The organism is Bradyrhizobium sp. HKCCYLRH3099, assembly GCF_051167855.1.
Classification (GTDB): domain Bacteria; phylum Pseudomonadota; class Alphaproteobacteria; order Rhizobiales; family Xanthobacteraceae; genus Bradyrhizobium.
This window is the reverse complement of sequence record NZ_JBNPTW010000022.1, coordinates 122,857-140,396: the sequence shown is the minus strand read 5'-3', so window position 1 is coordinate 140,396 and position 17,540 is coordinate 122,857. Positions and strand designations below refer to the sequence as shown.

The 17,540-nt window shown below is 63.8% G+C and carries 19 protein-coding genes and 3 pseudogenes; 7 read left to right on the top strand and 15 right to left on the bottom strand.

Annotation, left to right across the window (positions count from 1 at the left end):
- The 4 genes from ACQR1Y_RS30685 to ACQR1Y_RS30670 form a co-directional block, all read right to left on the bottom strand.
- On the bottom strand, window positions 1–206 hold a 206-nt coding region (locus tag ACQR1Y_RS30685), incomplete at its 3' end, for an Hpt domain-containing protein (protein ID WP_434879228.1).
- A gap of 234 nt (window positions 207–440) precedes the next feature.
- Window positions 441–836, bottom strand: coding sequence for a flagellar biosynthesis repressor FlbT (gene flbT, locus ACQR1Y_RS30680; RefSeq protein WP_434860250.1), 396 nt, complete (start codon window positions 834–836; stop codon window positions 441–443).
- 218 nt (window positions 837–1,054) lie between these two features.
- Complete coding sequence (locus ACQR1Y_RS30675) at window positions 1,055–2,608, bottom strand: flagellin (protein ID WP_434879229.1); 1,554 nt, start codon at window positions 2,606–2,608, stop codon at window positions 1,055–1,057.
- Window positions 2,609–2,904: 296 nt separating this feature from the next.
- The gene (locus ACQR1Y_RS30670; RefSeq protein WP_434879230.1) at window positions 2,905–3,660 is read right to left on the bottom strand and encodes a histidine kinase dimerization/phospho-acceptor domain-containing protein; all 756 of its coding nucleotides are present in this window, start codon (window positions 3,658–3,660) and stop codon (window positions 2,905–2,907) included.
- A 642-nt stretch (window positions 3,661–4,302) separates the two neighbouring features.
- Between ACQR1Y_RS30670 and ACQR1Y_RS30665 the strand changes: the two genes are divergently transcribed.
- From ACQR1Y_RS30665 to ACQR1Y_RS30645, 5 genes are all read left to right on the top strand, one after another.
- Window positions 4,303–5,025 (top strand): Crp/Fnr family transcriptional regulator, encoded by a 723-nt coding sequence (locus tag ACQR1Y_RS30665; protein ID WP_434860254.1) that lies wholly within the window; start codon window positions 4,303–4,305, stop codon window positions 5,023–5,025.
- Between the two features lie 226 nt (window positions 5,026–5,251).
- Window positions 5,252–5,641 (top strand): response regulator, encoded by a 390-nt coding sequence (locus tag ACQR1Y_RS30660; RefSeq protein WP_434879231.1) that lies wholly within the window; start codon window positions 5,252–5,254, stop codon window positions 5,639–5,641.
- Between the two features lie 220 nt (window positions 5,642–5,861).
- On the top strand, window positions 5,862–6,275 hold the full coding sequence (locus ACQR1Y_RS30655; protein ID WP_434860255.1) for a response regulator: 414 nt from the start codon (window positions 5,862–5,864) through the stop codon (window positions 6,273–6,275).
- Between the two features lie 6 nt (window positions 6,276–6,281).
- Entirely contained in the window at window positions 6,282–8,834 is a 2,553-nt protein-coding gene (locus tag ACQR1Y_RS30650; protein ID WP_434860256.1) for an ATP-binding protein, read from the top strand.
- A gap of 255 nt (window positions 8,835–9,089) precedes the next feature.
- The gene (locus ACQR1Y_RS30645; protein WP_006614403.1) at window positions 9,090–9,335 is read left to right on the top strand and encodes a hypothetical protein; all 246 of its coding nucleotides are present in this window, start codon (window positions 9,090–9,092) and stop codon (window positions 9,333–9,335) included.
- A gap of 127 nt (window positions 9,336–9,462) precedes the next feature.
- Here ACQR1Y_RS30645 and ACQR1Y_RS30640 read toward each other — a convergent pair whose 3' ends face one another.
- Entirely contained in the window at window positions 9,463–10,053 is a 591-nt protein-coding gene (locus tag ACQR1Y_RS30640) for a response regulator transcription factor (RefSeq protein ID WP_434879312.1), read from the bottom strand.
- Window positions 10,054–10,366: 313 nt separating this feature from the next.
- Between ACQR1Y_RS30640 and ACQR1Y_RS30635 the strand changes: the two genes are divergently transcribed.
- Both ACQR1Y_RS30635 and ACQR1Y_RS30630 read left to right on the top strand, forming a co-directional pair.
- Complete coding sequence (locus tag ACQR1Y_RS30635; RefSeq protein WP_434860414.1) at window positions 10,367–11,518, top strand: hypothetical protein; 1,152 nt, start codon at window positions 10,367–10,369, stop codon at window positions 11,516–11,518.
- Window positions 11,519–11,727: 209 nt separating this feature from the next.
- A complete protein-coding gene (locus ACQR1Y_RS30630) occupies window positions 11,728–12,147 on the top strand; it encodes a hypothetical protein (RefSeq protein WP_434879232.1) in 420 nt (139 codons plus the stop codon).
- 33 nt (window positions 12,148–12,180) lie between these two features.
- Here ACQR1Y_RS30630 and ipdC read toward each other — a convergent pair whose 3' ends face one another.
- From ipdC to ACQR1Y_RS30580, 10 genes and pseudogenes are all read right to left on the bottom strand, one after another.
- Entirely contained in the window at window positions 12,181–13,818 is a 1,638-nt protein-coding gene (ipdC, locus tag ACQR1Y_RS30625; protein ID WP_434879233.1) for an indolepyruvate/phenylpyruvate decarboxylase, read from the bottom strand.
- A 123-nt stretch (window positions 13,819–13,941) separates the two neighbouring features.
- On the bottom strand, window positions 13,942–14,142 hold the full coding sequence (locus ACQR1Y_RS30620) for a hypothetical protein (protein WP_434879234.1): 201 nt from the start codon (window positions 14,140–14,142) through the stop codon (window positions 13,942–13,944).
- A gap of 474 nt (window positions 14,143–14,616) precedes the next feature.
- Complete coding sequence (locus ACQR1Y_RS30615) at window positions 14,617–14,661, bottom strand: hypothetical protein (RefSeq protein WP_434879313.1); 45 nt, start codon at window positions 14,659–14,661, stop codon at window positions 14,617–14,619.
- A gap of 27 nt (window positions 14,662–14,688) precedes the next feature.
- Window positions 14,689–14,958: pseudogene (locus ACQR1Y_RS30610) on the bottom strand (IS66 family transposase); the annotation flags it as partial.
- A 69-nt stretch (window positions 14,959–15,027) separates the two neighbouring features.
- Window positions 15,028–15,086, bottom strand: a pseudogene (locus tag ACQR1Y_RS30605) (hypothetical protein); the annotation flags it as partial.
- A gap of 11 nt (window positions 15,087–15,097) precedes the next feature.
- The gene (locus ACQR1Y_RS30600) at window positions 15,098–15,304 is read right to left on the bottom strand and encodes a hypothetical protein (RefSeq protein ID WP_434879235.1); all 207 of its coding nucleotides are present in this window, start codon (window positions 15,302–15,304) and stop codon (window positions 15,098–15,100) included.
- A gap of 56 nt (window positions 15,305–15,360) precedes the next feature.
- Window positions 15,361–15,627, bottom strand: coding sequence for an IS66 family insertion sequence element accessory protein TnpB (tnpB, locus tag ACQR1Y_RS30595; RefSeq protein ID WP_434894329.1), 267 nt, complete (start codon window positions 15,625–15,627; stop codon window positions 15,361–15,363).
- Between the two features lie 18 nt (window positions 15,628–15,645).
- On the bottom strand, window positions 15,646–15,966 hold the full coding sequence (locus ACQR1Y_RS30590; RefSeq protein ID WP_434894328.1) for an IS66 family transposase: 321 nt from the start codon (window positions 15,964–15,966) through the stop codon (window positions 15,646–15,648).
- Between the two features lie 17 nt (window positions 15,967–15,983).
- Entirely contained in the window at window positions 15,984–16,469 is a 486-nt protein-coding gene (locus ACQR1Y_RS30585; RefSeq protein WP_434879236.1) for an IS66 family transposase, read from the bottom strand.
- Between the two features lie 49 nt (window positions 16,470–16,518).
- Window positions 16,519–17,321: pseudogene (locus ACQR1Y_RS30580) on the bottom strand (IS256 family transposase); the annotation flags it as partial.
- Window positions 17,322–17,540: the final 219 nt, after the last annotated feature.

Genomic DNA, 17,540 nt, shown 5'->3' with positions numbered 1-17,540 from the left:
ATCAGGGTTTCGGCGGCATGCGCCAGCGCTTCGAGCCGCGGCAGGCCGAGGAAGCCGCAGGTCCCCTTGATCGTGTGCACCAGCCGGAAGATGTTATCCAGGATCTTGGCGTTGTTCGGCTCCTGCTCGAACCGCACCAACTGATTGTCGACGGTATCCAGGCTCTCGCTGGTCTCCGTCAGGAACTCACGCAACAGATCGTCCATGAAACTGGCCTTCCAAGAATTGGTGCGGCGATCGCGGGCGACCGCTGATCCTGTCAGAGCGACGGTTGGTCCGGTGCCTTCGCCATGCAGCGCATACCCAACCGCCGTCTGGCTCGGCTCAACGGACTTTCCTCGTTGCCATCGTTAGGCCGGGCTTTTATCCGTCCCGTTAATTTTAGTGTCCGTGCTAATACGGAACTTAACACCGGCGCCGAGGGCGCTCCGGCGGGGGGCTCAGGGCGCGGCTTCGGCGTGGACGGCCGGGCAATCCTCGCGCTCGAACAGCGTCCGAATCTCCTTCAAAGCCTTGTAGAGGGAGCCTTCAGTGACATGGCGATCGACCACCTCGGCCTGCCCCGCGGCATGGGGAAGCGCCCTGCGCAATTCGTTCATGCAGGCGAGATAGGACGCTCGATAGCGGATCGTGTCATTCTTCAGATACATCGTCTGGACGCAAAGATAGAGACGCTTGGCCGGTGTATCGGCCGTTTCGGCCGTCACGGTGTCTCGCTCGCGGAGAATGGGCGCATCGCCCTCGACGATGAAACGGGCGCGCGTATTCGAATTGACGATGACGCTGTCGCCGATCACGATCCGTTCAAACGGCTTCAGCTCGACCCGCAAGGGCATACGCAGATCTCCTCTCAGGAGTCTCGCCCGGGAGGCTCCTCGCGGGAGCGGCGTCGTCGGCAGGCTGGGTCGGCGCGATACGACGTTGCTCGCGTGCTTGGCTTCTCGGCTCATCCGCCGCACAGGTCGATGCGTGGCGACGTCATGTCCGGAGCTTGGAGCCGAAAGCGGCGGGGAAAGCCCCGCCGCCTCCGATGTTGATGAGTGCTGACCGCGCCTTAGCGCAGGAGCTGCAGCACGCTCGCCTGCGACTGGTTGGCGAGCGACAGCGCGGACACCGCGATCGACTGGCGGGTCGACAGCGCCTGGCTGTTGGCCGCTTCCTCGTTGGTGTCGGCCAGAGTCAGGTTCGACGAACCGGTCTGCAGCACGTTGATCAGGTTCTTGTTGAAGTCCTGACGAACCTGCACGACCGAGAGGTTCGAACCCAGCGTCGAGGCCTCGGACCGCAGCGTGGAGCTGGCGGTGTTGAGGACGCCGATCACCTTGTTCGCCGAGTTGTTGTCGAGGAAGTCGGTGCCCGAGGTCAGGCTCGAGAGGCCGAGGCCCGCCGAGTTGAACGTGACACCGGTGATCGACAGCGTCGACTTGCCGGTCTCGTTGAAGGTCAGCTTCAGCGTATCGCCGTTCAGCAGGTTGATGCCGTTGAACGAAGCGTCGGCCGCGGTCGTGTTGATCTGCGCAAGCACGTTGTTGTACTGCGAGACCAGGCTCGAACGCTGCGACTGAGCCGTGGAATCCACGACGGGAGCCGCAACGGTGGCGCCGTTGAAGGCGTTGCCGCTGACGGAGAACGCCGTGCCGCCGATGGTGCCGATCGTCGAAGACGCCGCATCATTGGTGGTCGAGATCGTCAGCTTGTTGGTCGACGAGTCGAGCGTGGCCTGGAGGTTGTTGGCCGCGAGCTTGCTGTTGAGGTCGCTCAGCGACTTGACCTGCCCTGTTCCTAGTCCGAACGTGAAGCTGGTCGCCGTTCCTCCGCCTGTCGCCGCGATCGTCAGCGTCTGGCCCGCCAAGGCGTTGCCGGTGGCCGACAGGCCGAGCTTGGCCAAGGTGCCGGAGCTGCCGGAGACGGTCAATCCTGCCGCCGGCGGCGTTAGGGTGATCGCACCCGCGGTGACCGAAGCGGTCACGCCGGCCTGCGTCTGGATCGCCGACAGCAGGTTGCTGACGGAGTCGCCGATACCAATGCTGGTGCCGGTGGAGGTTGTGCCGGTGACGAAGGTGAAGGTGGTGCCGTTGACGACCAGCGTTTCACCGGAGGTGATGCCGGTGGCCAGGTTGTTCGACGCCGTGCCTGCGGTGCCGGACAGCTTGGTCGAGCCGGTGATCGCCGAGGCGGACGAGGTGTTGTCGTTGTTGACAACCGAGCCCGTCACCGCGGTCGCGCTGGAGCCCAGCAGGTCGCTGGCGGTCGCGCCGGTCAGAGCCGAGGAGACGACGTTCGACTTGGTGGAGTAGCCGACCGCGCTCTGCAGCACCTGGTTGGCGATCGACTTGGCGCTGTCGACGAGCTTCTGCAGCGAGGTGATGCCGGTGTTGGCGGCCTGCAGAACCTGCACGCCGTTGCCGATGCCGTCGAGCAGATTGGAGATGTCGGAAGCGCGGTTGTCGAGACCCTGGGCGGTGAAGAAGTTGGTCGGATTGTCGAGAGCCGAGTTGACCTTCTTGCCCGTGGAGAGGTTGTTCTGCGTGGTGGCGAGGAGCTGAGCCGTCGACTGGAGCGAGAGCAGGTTCTGGCGAACCGACGCAGAGAGTACGATACCTGACATTGTCATTCCCTTCTGGATGAACACGAGTAGACATCGCCGCACCATTCTGTCGGCGATATGCGACACTGGGCCGCGGAATCCTACCCGTTCCTTAAATCGATCCAGGAACTGCGACGCGAGGCACCCGCCTCCGCCGTTAATCCTAACTTGCTGCTAATCGGCTTGGTAAAATACGAGAAAACGGCCGGAATTCGCGTCTCGATGGCACAGTCTTGCGCAGGCGGGCCTGGCCGCGCGATCGCGGCGCGACGCTGCCGTTAGGGCGCCGCTAACCATGGCGCGGAACGGCCTGCCGGCTAGGAGGGCTCTCGGTCCATGCGCGGAAGGACGATTTCGACACACGCCGTCCGGTCGTGCGGCTCCTTCAACGCCAATCGTCCGTTCGAGCGCCGCACGAAGTCGTCCACCAGCTTGATCTCGGAGAAGATCGGCTCGGACGGCGAGACGCCGTCCGCGTTCACCGATGCGGTGAGCACGATCAGCACGTCGGCGCGAGGGTCTTCGACCGCGGCGCCGCCATCGCTGATGCGCCTCGCATCGATGTCGATCCGGCCGCCATGTTCGAGCCGGTGGCGCGCGCCGATGGCAAGACACAGCAGGGCCGCCATCAGCTGGCCGGGGTCTGCGTACACGGACGGTACATCCGCCGCCACCGAGGTCGTCACCTCGACATGGGTGCCCAAGGTCGGACGAAGCAGACGGCCGACATCGACCAGAAGTTCGTTCAACTCGACCGCACATGGCCGCGGCGGCCGGCCACGCGCGAAAGACAAGAGCTGCGACGTCAATCGTGCGCCGCGCGTGGCTGCCTCATCGATCAAACGCGCGACCGCTGCGAGCTCGGGTTTGTCCTCGACCGCCTCGGCGAGAATGTCGATGGTGCCTGTAATCACCGTGAGGATGTTGTTGAAGTCGTGCAGCAGTCCGCCGGCGACCTGACCGACGATGGCCATTCCAGGATTGACGCCGGACGATTCCGACTCCGACACGTCGACACTGCTGCTCGGCGACGGCGATGACGAGGCGGACCGTTGGTGGGAGGAAGAGGCCATGAAATCCTGAGCTACCTGTTTGGGAAACGGCGGACCTGCCGGGATGACGCGAACGAACCAAGGCGATGGCGGCATGCAGCCTCGATGCGGAGGAGCTCAGCCTCGTTGCTGACCATCGATCGCGCTCCGGCCGGATGCGCAATCAGCCCCCTGCTCAAGTCCTGCTGTTGCAGGACGACTGCTACATCATCGTCGGTCGCCGAACCTCGGCCGAAGCCGCCGTTCAGGAGCACAGGGTTGCATCGGACATGAAAATATCCGTCAACGAATCAGCGCGGTTATTAGCGATTTTGGCTTCAAGATGTCGGCTGTCAATCGCGGTGGCATGCCGCCGTGCCACGGCGAGGGCGAGAGGACGCGAGCCATTCGAGCAATCATGCGCTTCGAGTGATGACGAGGGAGAGAAAGCTTGGATGCGATCTGTATACAAGCGGCACTCACGTAGCTGGCTCTCCGCCGCGTTTTTCGGCGGACCAATCTTCCACGACATTTTCACGCACATCTGCACACCAACGAGCACAGAGGGAACCATGGCGCGTGACAGCTTGTTATTTCTCTTGTCAGCCGATGGGGCGCAGTTTTAAGGAACCTTGAGTGCATCGAGATCTGCGAGGCTCAGTCGCTGCAATGCAGGAGATGGCTTTGGACCCCAGCTTGCGTTCTCCCAACGGCTTCCTGTCATCGCTGGTTGACGAGGATTTCGAGCTCATCCGCCCCTATTTGCGGACGGTCGATCTCGTGCAGGATTCCGTTCTCGCCGAAGTCGGCGAAAAGCTGACGCGGATTTATTTTCCCCATCGTGGCGTCATCTCGCTGGTCGTCAATCTCGCACGCGGAGAGCGTGTGCAAGTCGCGATGATCGGGCGCGACAGCTTCTTCGGAGGCATGTCGCTGCTGGGCGGCGGCGACCCGCTCGTGCTCAACAGTGCGGCCGTGCTGGTGCCGGGCAGCGCGTCGGTCGTCGATATCGACAGGGTGCGTGCCGCCGCGGAGCAGAGCTCCACGTTCCGCGCGGCCATCCTTCGCCATGCACTCGCCATTTACGTGCAGAGCCAGCAAACCGCCGGTTGCAACGCTGCCCATACGGTTGAATCCCGCCTTGCCCGCTGCCTGCTGCAGACGCATGACCTCTCCGGCGGCAACAAGCTCTACATCACCCAGGAATCGCTGGCCCAGATGATCGGCGCCCGGCGGAACAGCGTGTCGCTGGTGGCGAGCACGCTGCAACAGGCCGACTTCATCCATTACAGCCGCGGTCATATCGAGATCATCGATATCGACGGGCTGAAGAAGACGGCCTGCGAATGCTACGGCGCCGTCAAGGCTCAGTACGAAAAACTGGTGCGCCCGCGCCCGCTGCCCTGAGAGCGGTTTCTTTCAGCGATCAACTGCCGGGCGGCCCCGCCTCCGTACAACTACGGCCTTACGCACGATCCGCCCCGTTCGCCCGCACGGAATTAACGCGCTGTTCAACGGGCGCTGATAATTGTCGATGTGCTGACGAGCGCGAGTTCCAAGAAGCGTCGAATCATCTTCGTGCTGAAATATCTCGCCCGTGTTCGGCTTTTGACCAAACGCGCGGAGTAATGACATGGCCTTTGATCTGTCGATGCCGATTCTGGTGGTCGATGACTATGCCACAATGATTCGGATCATCCGCAACCTGCTGAAGCAGCTCGGATTTGAAAACGTCGACGACGCCAACGACGGATCGGCCGCCCTCGCCAAGATGCAGGCGAAGAAATATGGGCTGGTGATCTCCGACTGGAACATGGAGCCGATGACCGGCTACGACCTGCTTCGCGAGGTCCGCGCCAGCCCGGAACTGTCGAAAACGCCGTTCATCATGATCACGGCCGAATCGAAGACCGAGAACGTCATCGCCGCCAAGAAGGCCGGGGTCAGCAACTACATCGTCAAGCCGTTCAATGCGGCGACGTTGAAGACCAAGATGGAAGCCGTGTTCGGCCCCGCCGACTGATCCGGCTGCCCCCCGAATGATGCGCAACGGCCGGACCTGTCCGGCCGTTTCCTTGTTGCCGGGCTGAAGATCGCACGGCCTGCGATCGGCGCGCGTGGCGGCCCCTGCCTTGCTTCCCGTAGTTGTACGGAAACCAAAATTTACGAGGGGGTCAGAGGCGCCCGTTAGACATGGCCTGCTTGCCGTCAAATCCTCCAGGATGGCAAGGGGACAGGGCTTCATGCGCAACGAACTCCTCGTGATCGAAGACGCCGACGTGCATCAGTCGATCTTACGGAAGATCGCATCCCAGTCTGGTTTCAACACCACGGGCGTGAATTCCGTCGATGCCGCCTCGAGCGTTCTGCAGAAGAGGCATTTCGATTGCGTCACACTGGACTTGTCGCTCGGCGAACGGTCCGGGACCGAGGTTCTCGATCGTCTCGCCGAGCTGAAGTTCCGCGGACCGGTGCTGATCATCAGCGCGTCCGAGAAGGATGCGCTCAACGCCTCGGTTCGTATCGGGAATTTTCTCGAGCTGAACGTCTATCCTGCCTTCTCCAAGCCGATCGATGTCGTTCGTCTGAGGGAGACGCTGAAGCAGATCGCGCAGGAGACCGATCTGCGACGGATGGTCAGGACCGCGGGCTGGTAGCTGGTGATGAGCAACAAGAAACGTTTTCTGGGAGCGCCTGCGGCAATCGCGCTCATCCTCATCTGCGTCATTGCCGGCAGCAACCTGTTCTTCCTGTCCAATCTGCGCGAGAACGCGCTTCAGCACGCCGAAGAGGATCTCAGCCGGCACAGCCTCACGCTGGCCGAGAACGCCGACCGCTCCGTCAAGTCGGTCGACCTGGTGCTCACCAGCGTCCGCGACTATCTGGCGCGCGGCGGCGCGATCGACGCTGTAGCCTATCACAAGATCGCCTCCGACTATCAGACCCATCTCCTCCTCAAGGAAAAGATCGCGGGACTGCCGCAGATCGATGCCGTGACCCTGATAGATGCGCAAGGCAAGCTCCTGAACTTTTCGCGCTACTGGCCGATTCCGGACGTCAACATCTCGGACCGCGACTACTTCAAGGCGCTGAAGGCCGATCCCGCGCTGCAGACCTTCGTCAGCAAGCCGGTCCAGAACCGCGGCGACGGCACCTGGAACATCTATTTCGCCCGCCGGCTGGATGACTCCGCCGGCGCGTTCATGGGCATGATGCTCGGCGCGATGTCCGTGCCCCATCTGGAGAACTTCTTCGGCTCGACCGCGCTCGGCCTGGATGCCTCGGTGTCGCTGGTCCGCGACGACGGCATCCTGCTCGCGCATTTCCCGCCGACGAGCGAGATCGGGCGAGCGACCTCCGGCTTCGGGCAGCGCGCACTCTCGGCCGGCGGCGTGCTGCGGGAGCCATCGACGCGGACGGGCGAGATGCGTCTGCGGGCGGCAAAGATGCTGCCCAACTATCCGGCCATGATCGTGGTGTCCGTGCCCGAGCAGCACGTCCTGAAGGAATGGCGGGCGATGGCCATCCTGCTCGTCATCACCTCCCTGCTGACCGCCGTGGCGGTGCTGGCCGCGGCCGTGCTGATCTCGCGCTGGTGGGAACGGCACGAGCAGTTGATCAACGCCGCGGAAGCCGCCAATGCCGCGAAATCGACCTTCGTCGCGATGATGAGCCACGAGATCCGCACGCCGATGAACGCGGTGCTCGGCCTCGCAACGACCCTGCTCGAGACCAATCTCGATCCCGAGCAGCGCCGCTCGGTCGTGGCCATCCACAATGCCGGCGACAATCTGCTCGAGATCCTGAACGACATCCTCGACTTCTCCAAGCTGGAATCCGGCCAGCTGTCGCTCGAAGACATCGCCTTCTCCGCCGAAGCCCTCGTTCACAACACGCTGAGCATCATCGGGCCGCGGGCGTCCGCCAAGGATCTCAAGCTCCGCAATGTCAGCGATCCAGCGGTGCCGCCCGCGCTGGTCGGAGACGCCGGCCGCATTCGCCAGATCCTGCTGAACCTCGTGTCCAACGCGGTGAAGTTCACGTCGTCCGGCGAAGTCGTCGTCACCACGCGCTGCATCGACAAGGACGCCGAAAAGGCAACCGTGGAATGGACAGTGACCGACACCGGCATCGGCATCGCCGCCGACAAGATCGGCTCCCTGTTCGCCAATTTCGTCCAAGCCGACAACTCCATCAGCCGCCGCTTCGGCGGCTCCGGACTCGGACTTGCCATCTGCAAGCGCCTCACCGAACAGATGGGAGGCGAGATCAAGGTGACATCGACGCTCGGCAGCGGCTCGACCTTTTCGTTCCGGCTGACCTTGCCGATCGCAGAGACGGTGGCCTTGCCCGAGCAGAACGACGACAGCATCTACGCCTCGCTGCAGAACAGGATCGCGGCCTTCGGCCGGCCGCTGCGCGTGCTTGTCGTCGACGACAATCCGACCAACCGGCTTGTCGCGACCAAGATGCTGAAGGATTTCGATGTCCAGACCGACACGGCCTGCGACGGCACGGAGGCCGTCACGGCGGCCAGCCGCTTCAACTACGACCTCATCCTGATGGATGTGCGCATGCCGGAGATGGATGGCTTCCAGGCGACGCGGACCATCCGCGCGCGCGGCGAGCGCCGATCCAACGTGCCCATCATCGCCTTCACCGCGAACGCCTTCATGGAGGACATTCGCGCCTGCCGCGAGGCCGGGATGAACGACTTCGTCGTCAAGCCGGCGCGCAAGAAGGCGCTGGTGGAGGCGATCCTGCGCGTGCTGCCCCTGCCTGCCCCGGCCATCGAGCTGGCGGGCGCCGAGACCGCGTCACTGGTCCCGGCGGATCCGGACGCCAGCGGGCCCGACCTCTCTCCCGAAACGGACGTCGCTCCCGAGCCGGCGCTCGATCGCGACGCCTATGCGGAGCTGGTCGGCGAGATCGGCGACGACGCGGCGCAGGAAATCCGCGACGTGTTCCTCAGCGAGACGGACGCCCGGCTGAAACTGTTCCGGAAACTGTCGCTCGACAGCGAGCGTATCAAGATCGGGCGCGAGGCGCATTCGCTGAAGAGCGCCGCAGGCACTTTCGGCTATCGAAGGCTCGCCAGCTATGCGCTGACGCTCGAGAAGAACGCACCACGCCTCTCCGAGGGAGAGTACATCGAGCTGCTGGACAATATCGACGCCGCCTATGCGGCCGCCCGTGCTCAGGAGCTGCAATATTGAGAATGAGGCCGTTCGCGGGCGGAGCGCCGAGTATCCGCCGGTCTCTGCGCTTCTGGCCCCGACACGCGTCCACGGTCCGCGTAGCGACATCACAATGACCGCGACGATTTTCGACAACTTCAAGTCGACGGATTCGCGAAGCGCAATGGGTATATTCCCTTACAATGAGTTGACGCCGTACTTCTACGGCTCATGATTTTCACGATCAACTAATCATGAGCTGCGAGACTTGGGCTCACATAGGAGATGTGTCCCATGTTTACCTTTGAAACCGCCGACCAGAAGGAAGTCAGGCGTTTCCGAATTGCGCAGTTCAACGGCCGGACGGCGACCGTGAAGTCCGGCGGATCAACAATCACCGGCCACGTCCGTTCAGTGATGGAAAAGGAAGCGAGCGTTCCGCCGCGCTGGACCATCACGATCGTGCCGACCCCTCCCAAGGCGCAAGCGCCGTTGCGGCCGACCTCGCGGGTTCGCCCTTTCGCCGAAGATTATTTCTAAGCCCACGGCCACACAAGCAGCCGCTGTCCGATCGGCCGCCTGAGGCGGGCCCGATCGGATAGCGGCGCGTGTCGTCATCGTTCGAATAGATCAGCCGGCGGCGATCGGCCGCCTGCACGTGCCGCGTTCACCCGATCGGATTGAGAAGGGCCGCGCGGACCAGTTCGGCGGTGTTTCGCGCGCCCAATTTTCGCATGGCCTCCGCACGATGGCTCTCGAAGGTGCGCGGGCTGATGCCCATGCGCAAGGCCCCTTCCTTGTTGGAGTTACCTTCGCTGATCAGCTTGAGAACCTCGCGTTCGCGGGGCGTGAGCGACTTGCTGGCGCGGCCGGGCTGTCGGGCCGTGCCCTGTTCATCGACCGGCGGCGTCTGTGAAGGCGGGGCGAACTGATTCTTCGCACCGGCCATCTGATGAACCAGGGCACAGACCCGTTCGGTCTGCAGCAGCGCATTGTCGACCACCAATTGGACATGCCGCCGCTCGCCGGGCGCCTTGGCGATCTCGTCACTGCGCTGCTTGATTTCGCCCATGTAGAGCATCAGTGCGGTAAGCGAGCCGTTGAGCTGGCGCGCCAGGGCGACCACGTCATGCTCGTCGGAATGGTTGGAGCGCAACGCGCCCTGACGGGCGGCCGGAAAGCCGGGCTCGTTAACCCTCTGGCCGCCGGACAGGGAGGCGGCGCGATCGTCCGAAACGCTGTTGCTCAGCTGTGTCATGCCCCATCCTGGCCCGCCGGCAACTTTAACATGGTTAACATTGCCGTCCGTAACAATACGGGATTCTTCCGCAACCTCCCGCAAGCGTGGAGAAATTCCCCCATAAGTTGCGATCGAAAACGTTAACCCGGCGAAAGCGCGAAAGACGTTCGCCAGGCGGCCGCGCACCCCTGACGATCCAATCCACGACAGCGTGCATTTCTACGATTGTTTACTGATATTAATCCGGCACCAACTGTTTCGTGATTCCATGCGCCCCGTTCTCGTCCGTGGAGATGAGCACTCATGATTGACAGCCGATAGCCTGACGCCGATGGGACCGGTCGACCGGATCTGGGAATTCCTGCAGCGGTTATCACCGTTGACGCGAAGCTGTCTGCTCAGCGAGCTCGAGCGGCTCGAACTGAGCGGCGTCGACATGCCGGGGTCAGCCGACCTGCAGGCGCGGCTGCGCGCGGAGATCCGCAACAACAACGGCGCCGGCGGCCACCGCGTCATCAATCCCTCTCGCTACTTCTTCATGCCGATCGAGCAGCTTCTGATCGACGGCTCGCCTGAACATGCCAATGAAGGCCGCATCGCCCGGGGCTCCCTGACGCCGATCTGGGAATGGATCTCGCGGGATCTGCTCCCGACCATGGCGCGGGACTATAACGCGCAGATGCGCGAGCTGATCGCCGGGGACAAGCAGCGTGAATGCCGGCAGGTCGCAAACGCATTCCAGACCAAGGTGACGAAGTCGCTGGAAGGCACCCTGTCGCGGGCCGACGGCATCGAACAGGTGCGCGAGAAGCTCAAGGCCTACACCGCCTCGCCCTCCGTGTTCGACGACGTCATCAAGCTGATGAAGGCGCTCCGCGCGCGCGAAGAGCTGGCAAAGTTCGCCGACTCGCTGCCGGACCGGATCGCCGAGTTCGACGATCCCCAGGTGAAGAAGATGGCGCTGCTGCTCGACGGCCTGCGCAAGAAGGAGCCCGAAGCCGTCCCATTCGCGCTAACGCTCGTCGCCAAGCGCCTGAAGGAGCCATGGCAGGTGATGCGCCTGGCCACCAAGGCGGCGCGCTCGAAGAACGTGGCCGATGTCATCACCGCGCCTTACGCCCTGACGGTGCCGATGGTGCTCGACCAGCTCGAGGACAAGCGGCTCGCGCTGCGGATTGCCTTGAAGAACAACCGCGTCGTGACCGCCAAGGAAATCCTGACCAGCATCTACGATATCGAATACGCCATCCAGGTCCGCATCGATCGCATCGAGGACTCGGATTGGGGCACGCGCCTCGCCACCATTCTCAGCAACACCGACAGGATGGTACAGGCCGAGATCAAGCGCTTCCCGGCCGAGGTCGGACACGTGCTCGGGTCGAACAGGCTGCGCGGCCATCGCTCGATCGGCGACCGCCTCAGCTATTTCGCCTGGAAGGGCCGCGACGCGATCAAATCGGCGCTGCGCTCGGCGACCGGCTGAGTCCCGGGCACGCCGCTCGCCCCTCCCCAAGCGGCGCCGCGCGCCGACATCGGTCAGGCTGCGCTCATGCGAGCGCTCTTTCGCCGCCGCAGGATCCGGATCATCGCTGGACGGTTTCAATGAAGCGTGGTTGAGCTGCGCGGCATGTCACATGCCCGATGACGCGGTCGCGTACCCTGCTTCGGTCGGCGAGAACAATGGAGAGACACATGAAAGCGAGCAGGATGTTGCTGGTTGCGCTGGCGCTGGGATGCGCCGCGCTTGTCAGTTCCGACGGTGGCGCACAGAGCGTCGCGGAGCCCGCGACCGCCGCGCCGACGGCCGACAATGCCGTGCTGCTGACCGTCTTCCTCAAGCACGATCAGTCGCGCCCCCTGAGCGAGCTCAACGCGCAGCTCGAGCGTCAGGGCTTCTACAAGGCGTTCCCGCCGGCCGGCGTCGAGGTGGTCAGCTGGTACGTCATGATGGGGGTTGGCCAGGTGGTGACGCTCCGTCTCGCGGCCTCGCGCCTGCGCGAGGTCAACCGCATCTTCGAAACCACCGCCTGGGGCGCCTATCGAACCGAATTCTATCCGACCTATGACTACAAGGCGGTGGGGCTCGGGAATCACGACAAGGCGCTGCAATAGGCTGGCTTGGCCGATCGCGTTCGGATCGTCGCGTCATCCCCTGGCCAGGCGCTCACGGGCCGATTTGAACCCGGCGACGAAGCGCGCCAGGGTGTCCGAGGTCTTGCCCCGCGGCAGCATCACCTCGATCAGCGAGAACTGTCCGCGCCGCTGCACGGCGCGCTGCAGCGCCGCCACGAGTTCGGCGCGCGTTCCGACACGTTCGCCGGCCCCACCGATGGAGTTGGCAATCTCGGCGTAGTGCCAATCGTCGAGGTCGTTGAAGCGCGATTCCGGCTGGAACACCCGCAGCATTTCCCAGCTGCAATTGTTGAACAGCACGACGATCGGATCGAGCCCATAGCGGCGGCAATTGCCGAGCTCCCAGCCGGTCATCTGGAAGGCGCCGTCGCCGACCAGGATCAGCGGCCGCAATCCGGTGGCGGCGACGCCGATGCCGGCGGGCACACCGAACCCCATGCCGGCATAGTAGCCGGGCGCGGCGAGCGCGGTGTTGTCGATCTCCATCGCCGTGAACAGGCAGTCGCCGATATCCGAGGTCATCGGCATGCGGCCGTGGCGGTCGAACATGTCGTTGATCGCGGTGGCGATGTCCGAGGGCGCGATGGGCTGGCTGTCGGCAACGAGGCCGCGCGGATAGACGGAGCGCTGCCGGAGCGGTCCGGGGCTCGGCGCACGCGGCGTGGCGCGGGCCTCCAGCGCGTCGATGAGATCGCCGAGCGGCATGTCGCGATAGGCGTGATGGCCGATCTGCACCTCGCGGCTCGCCGCCAGGATCATGCGGCGCGGATCCGGCGCGCGGTTCGACAGCGCGAAATTGGTGTCGGAGAGAATGACGCCGAGCATCAACACCAGGTCGGCGTCCTCGACCAGCTGGGTGATCGCCGGATTGCCCGCGGCGCCGAGATAGGTGCCGGCCACGACGTCGTCGGCCTTGTCGAGCAGCCCGCGGCCCATGAAGGTCGTGACCAGCGGCAGGCCGAGCTTGCGCGCCAGCGCCGCGATGCGGTCCTCGACGCCATAGCGGCGGATCTCGACGTCGACCACGATCACCGGGCGCTCGGCACGGCCGATGCGCGCCAGGATCTCGTCGACGCATTCGTCGAGCGCCTCGCGATTGGCGCGGCGCGGCGGCAGCGGCACCACCGCCTCGACCTCGGCGTCGACCATGTCGCGCGGGAATTCGAGATACACCGGCAGCGACATCTCCCGTGCGCTGCGCAGCACGCGCGCGATCTGCGCCGGCGCTGTCGCGGGATCGCTGAGCACCGCCTGGTCGCAGGTGATCTCCTTGAACACCGCGAACTGGGTGTCGACCGTGCGCGCCTGGTGATGCAGCAGGAAGCCGGAAACGCGCTCGCGCGCACCGGGCGCGCCCGCGATTACCACCACCGGCGAGCGCTCGGCATAGGCGCCGGCGACCGCGTTGACGACATTGAACGCACCGGCGCCATAGGTCACGACCGCCACGCCGAGGCCGCCATGATAGCGCGCGGCCGCATCCGCCGCGAAGCCGACCGCCGGCTCATGGCTGAGCGTCACGCTCGGCAGGATGTTGCTCTCCTCGATGACCTTGAACAGCGGCAGCACGAAATCGCCGGGAATGCCGAAGATCTCCCGGGCACCGTGATCCTTCAGGGCGGCAAGTAGGACAGAAGCGAGAGCGGGCATCCGACGTCCCCGTGTGCATGACATCCGCCCTCGTGCTACACGAGGTCAGCCGCGCTGCCAATTACCGAACCGGTCATGCGCGCACAGCTTGAAGGGCCGGCCAGACCGAGCGGCACGGGCGCATCAATGTCCCGTCATCAGCGATGCCTGGACCAACAGTGCTGACGATCCGACCGCGTGCGGAATGACGAGGGTGGCCGCAAACAGAAAGATGGCAGCCACCATCATGACGACCTTCATCATGACGGTTCTGCGATCGGTGATCGGCAGGAACAGAAAGAACAGCAGCACAGCCGCCAGCGTGATCTCGAAGACATAGGACATGGCTCATCTCCTCCGTTGCCCGGACACGATGAGCCATGCATAGACACCTCGCTGTGCGCAACATCACTCGAATTGAGGCTTTTCGTCTTTTCGACGTTGGTGAGAATCGGAAATAGCCGATGTGACGCTGCTGCGTCGCGCTTACCGATGGCAATAGCACAGCTGAGGCTTATCAGATTCATTCGGACGAGAAGGCAGTATCGGCGGCAGAAGAGCGCGCAATGGCAACGCCCCAAATTGCACCACGACCATGACCTCATGCATTACGTTTGGCGCCAGTGTTAGCTAAGCCTACTTGCCGGGATCCCAAGGTCTAAGCCTCGATGATACCTAAATCCTTCATCGTTCGATTCAGAGCCCGGCAGCAATGTGCCGCCAAGCTTCCGGTGAAGACCACAGGCGGAGCAGCCCGCGCGGATGGACGATTGATCGGCTAGATCAGGCAGCAGCAGGGATGGCGGTGTGCTTCCAGCTCTAGGGCAGCAGGTCGGCGATCCTGCTGGCCGGATGATCGGGCAGCCTGGCGAGGACGTCGGCAAGCCACGCCTACGGGTCGACGTTGTTGAGCTTTGCGGTTTGGATGAGAGTAGCGATAGCGGCGGCACGGCGGCCGCCATCGTCGAAGCCGGCGAAGGTCCAGTCCTTGCGGCCGACGGCCACGGCGCGCAGCTCGCGTTCGGCCGCGTTGTTGGTCATGCACAGACAGCCATCATCGATGAAGAGCGTAAACACCTCCCAGCGCTTGAGGCTGTAGTCGATCGCCTTGGCGGTCTGCTCCTGCCGGAGAGCTTGGCGCAGCGCTCGTGCAGGAAGGTATGAAGCTTCTCGACCTGCGGTCGGCTGCGCTCGTCGCGCACGGCTTTGCGTTCGTGGGCCGGTAGACCCTTGATCTCGCGCTCGATTGCAAACATGGCGTCGATCTTCGCGATCGCTTCGATCGCGATCGGCGCCCTCTTCAGACCGAGGCGCGCTCGGAGGATTGACTGTGCTTGAGCTTGGCGATCGTGAACTTCATCTGCTCGATCAGCAGCGTGCGGGCGCGGACGTCGGCCTCGAGATTGCGCGCCTTTGCTTCCGCCGCGAGCTGCGCCGCCTGGCCGGCGACCACCAGCGCCTTCAGCGTTGCGACAACATCGGGGAGCGAATCGGCTGTGATCATCATCAAGGATGGAATCACAGCTCCGCCCGGCACGCATCAGTGCCGTGACGTTCAAGCACTCAACGAACAGCTTCCGGGCACCACGTCCGCTGCTGATGCCGCCAATCGATGCCTTCGATCAGATAGCCGAGCTGCGCCGGCGTGATCGTCACAGCTCTGTCCACAGCCTGTGGCCAGATGAAGTGGCCGCGCTCCAGCCGCTTGGCTAACAGGCACATGCCCTGGCCGTCGTGCCACAGCACTTTGATCAGCCCGCCGCTGCGGCCGCGGAACACGAACAGTTGGCCGCCATGCGGATCGCGCTTCAAGGTCTCCTGGACCGACAGCGCCAGACCGTCGCTCGGTCAAACGAGGCGGATTTTATGGATGAGCTGTGTGGGGCAGAGGGCCAATGTTTCGAGCATGTTCCATCCGCGCTTTCGAGCGGTGCCGATCAGGGTCCGGAGCGTTACGAAGTTTTCTGCGCCTCGTGAGGTGCGAAAGCCCCCGGGGATCTTCTGCCGCAACTTCATCATGCGGGCATCGCGCTCGGCCTCGTTGTTGGTAAATGGCACGGCCGGGTTGCGCAGGACCAGCAGCACCGCCTGTTTGTGCAGCTTGAGCCGCAACAGGAGATATGGCCAGTGCGCCGTCTGAGCCGCCCCCGTTTGACGTTGCGAGGCAATTCGGGAAATGCCTTGAGCTAAGCGATGCCGTCGCGGATGATGCGGTCATCTTGCCGCTCGGCGGCGCGGATTTTGTCGGGAGGCAGCGCGCCTGTCTGGCCGGCCGGACGCTCGAGCGCGAGATTGACCTCGTGGCACAGCTTGCGAAGCAAGGTGCGCATGCGCCGGGCCCAGGCCTCGCCATCGATGTCGACCAGCGACGTCAACTCGCGCAGATGATGCGCATTGCACAGCGCATGGGTAACGCCCGGCATCTGGAAGTAGGATGTCCAGTGATCGTGCATCACGATATGCGCCGCTTGCGTCAGCACCTCCCCTCGCCTGCGGGATACCCGATAATGCACCAGCCCATTGCTTCCGACAGTGCCTGCGACATGCAGCCATTGCGGCCTCGTCCCCACCCAAAACCCGGTCTCATCCAGATGCTTGACCGGTGCCCGGCGGATCTCTTCGTAGACCGCCGCAGCGTAGTCCTGCGTCCGGCTGGCGGCACGGGCGATCATCTGCCCAATCGTGCCAGCTGAAACGGTCACGCCAAACAGATCGGTGAGGGACCGTTTCCAGCGTCATGTAGCGGGCGCGCTGGACGGCCCACTCGTCGTTCTGCTCGAGCAGGATCGCACCGACGAGACGGGCGATGGCTTCCTCGTTTGGGAAGATGCTGACGACCTCGGTGCGGCGCTTGATCTCGCCATTGACCCTCTCGATTGGATTGGTCGAGTGCAGCTTGGCGCGGTGCTGTGCCGGGAAGCTCATATAAGCGAGCACGTCAGGCCCAGCACCTCGCGCCGGCCGTCGCTGTTGACGCCGATCGCAACGATCACCGCGACCGAGACGATGCGCCCGTTCTGGCGCACCTTCACGTAGGTGGCGTCGATCCACAGATACGGCCAATCGCCCTCGATCGGTCGGGTGAGGAAAGCCTTCACCTTATCGTCGATCTCGCCGCAGAGCCGGCTCACCTGGCTCTTGGAGATGCCGCTCATCCCCATCGCCTGCACGACGTCGTCGACCGAACGGGTCGAGACTCCCTGGACGTAGGCTTCCTGGATCACGGCGGTCAGCGCCTTCTCGGCCATCCGGCGCGGCTCCAGGAAGCCTGGGAAGTAGCTTCCCTTGCGCAGCTTGGGAATACGCAGTTCGACCGCACCGGCACGCGTCTCCCAGGTCCGGTCACGGTAGCCGTTGCGCTGCGCCAGACGCTCGGAGCTCTTCTCGCCATAAGCCGCTCCAGTCAGCCCGGCGACCTCCATCTCCATCAACCGCTGGGCGGCAAAGCCGATCATCTCGCGCAGAAGATCGGCGTCCGGGGCCTTCTCCACGAGCGCGCGAAGGTTCATCATCTCGTCGGTCATCGGTGGTTCCTCGAATCAGGTTGGTGTCAGCAACCCGACCCTCCGGGCAATCGCCGGTGACCACCGCAAAGCCGTCCACCCGCTACGGCGCTATGGGGGAGCGCGCGGGCGGACGGCTTTGCTATACCGAGTTACACCACGCCCGGGGACACGACCGGCTCGGGCTCGGTCTGTCAGAAGGACAACCTCTCGACGCTCCGTAGCTAGGGATCAGCTCTG

Excerpts from the sequence above, each read along its gene's own strand:
- ipdC (WP_434879233.1), bottom strand. The coding sequence starts at position 13,818 with ATGCCCGCTCTCGCTTCTGTCCTACTTGCCGCCCTGAAGGATCACGGT.
- ACQR1Y_RS30670 (WP_434879230.1), bottom strand. The coding sequence starts at position 3,660 with ATGGCCTCTTCCTCCCACCAACGGTCCGCCTCGTCATCGCCGTCGCCG.
- ACQR1Y_RS30675 (WP_434879229.1), bottom strand. The coding sequence starts at position 2,608 with ATGTCAGGTATCGTACTCTCTGCGTCGGTTCGCCAGAACCTGCTCTCG.
- ACQR1Y_RS30655 (WP_434860255.1), top strand. The coding sequence starts at position 5,862 with ATGCGCAACGAACTCCTCGTGATCGAAGACGCCGACGTGCATCAGTCG.
- ACQR1Y_RS30645 (WP_006614403.1), top strand. The coding sequence starts at position 9,090 with ATGTTTACCTTTGAAACCGCCGACCAGAAGGAAGTCAGGCGTTTCCGA.
- ACQR1Y_RS30600 (WP_434879235.1), bottom strand. The coding sequence starts at position 15,304 with ATGATGATCACAGCCGATTCGCTCCCCGATGTTGTCGCAACGCTGAAG.
- ACQR1Y_RS30585 (WP_434879236.1), bottom strand. The coding sequence starts at position 16,469 with ATGATCGCCCGTGCCGCCAGCCGGACGCAGGACTACGCTGCGGCGGTC.
- ACQR1Y_RS30630 (WP_434879232.1), top strand. The coding sequence starts at position 11,728 with ATGAAAGCGAGCAGGATGTTGCTGGTTGCGCTGGCGCTGGGATGCGCC.
- ACQR1Y_RS30635 (WP_434860414.1), top strand. The coding sequence starts at position 10,367 with ATGGGACCGGTCGACCGGATCTGGGAATTCCTGCAGCGGTTATCACCG.
- ACQR1Y_RS30660 (WP_434879231.1), top strand. The coding sequence starts at position 5,252 with ATGGCCTTTGATCTGTCGATGCCGATTCTGGTGGTCGATGACTATGCC.
- ACQR1Y_RS30650 (WP_434860256.1), top strand. The coding sequence starts at position 6,282 with ATGAGCAACAAGAAACGTTTTCTGGGAGCGCCTGCGGCAATCGCGCTC.
- ACQR1Y_RS30620 (WP_434879234.1), bottom strand. The coding sequence starts at position 14,142 with ATGTCCTATGTCTTCGAGATCACGCTGGCGGCTGTGCTGCTGTTCTTT.
- flbT (WP_434860250.1), bottom strand. The coding sequence starts at position 836 with ATGCCCTTGCGGGTCGAGCTGAAGCCGTTTGAACGGATCGTGATCGGC.
- ACQR1Y_RS30640 (WP_434879312.1), bottom strand. The coding sequence starts at position 10,053 with ATGACACAGCTGAGCAACAGCGTTTCGGACGATCGCGCCGCCTCCCTG.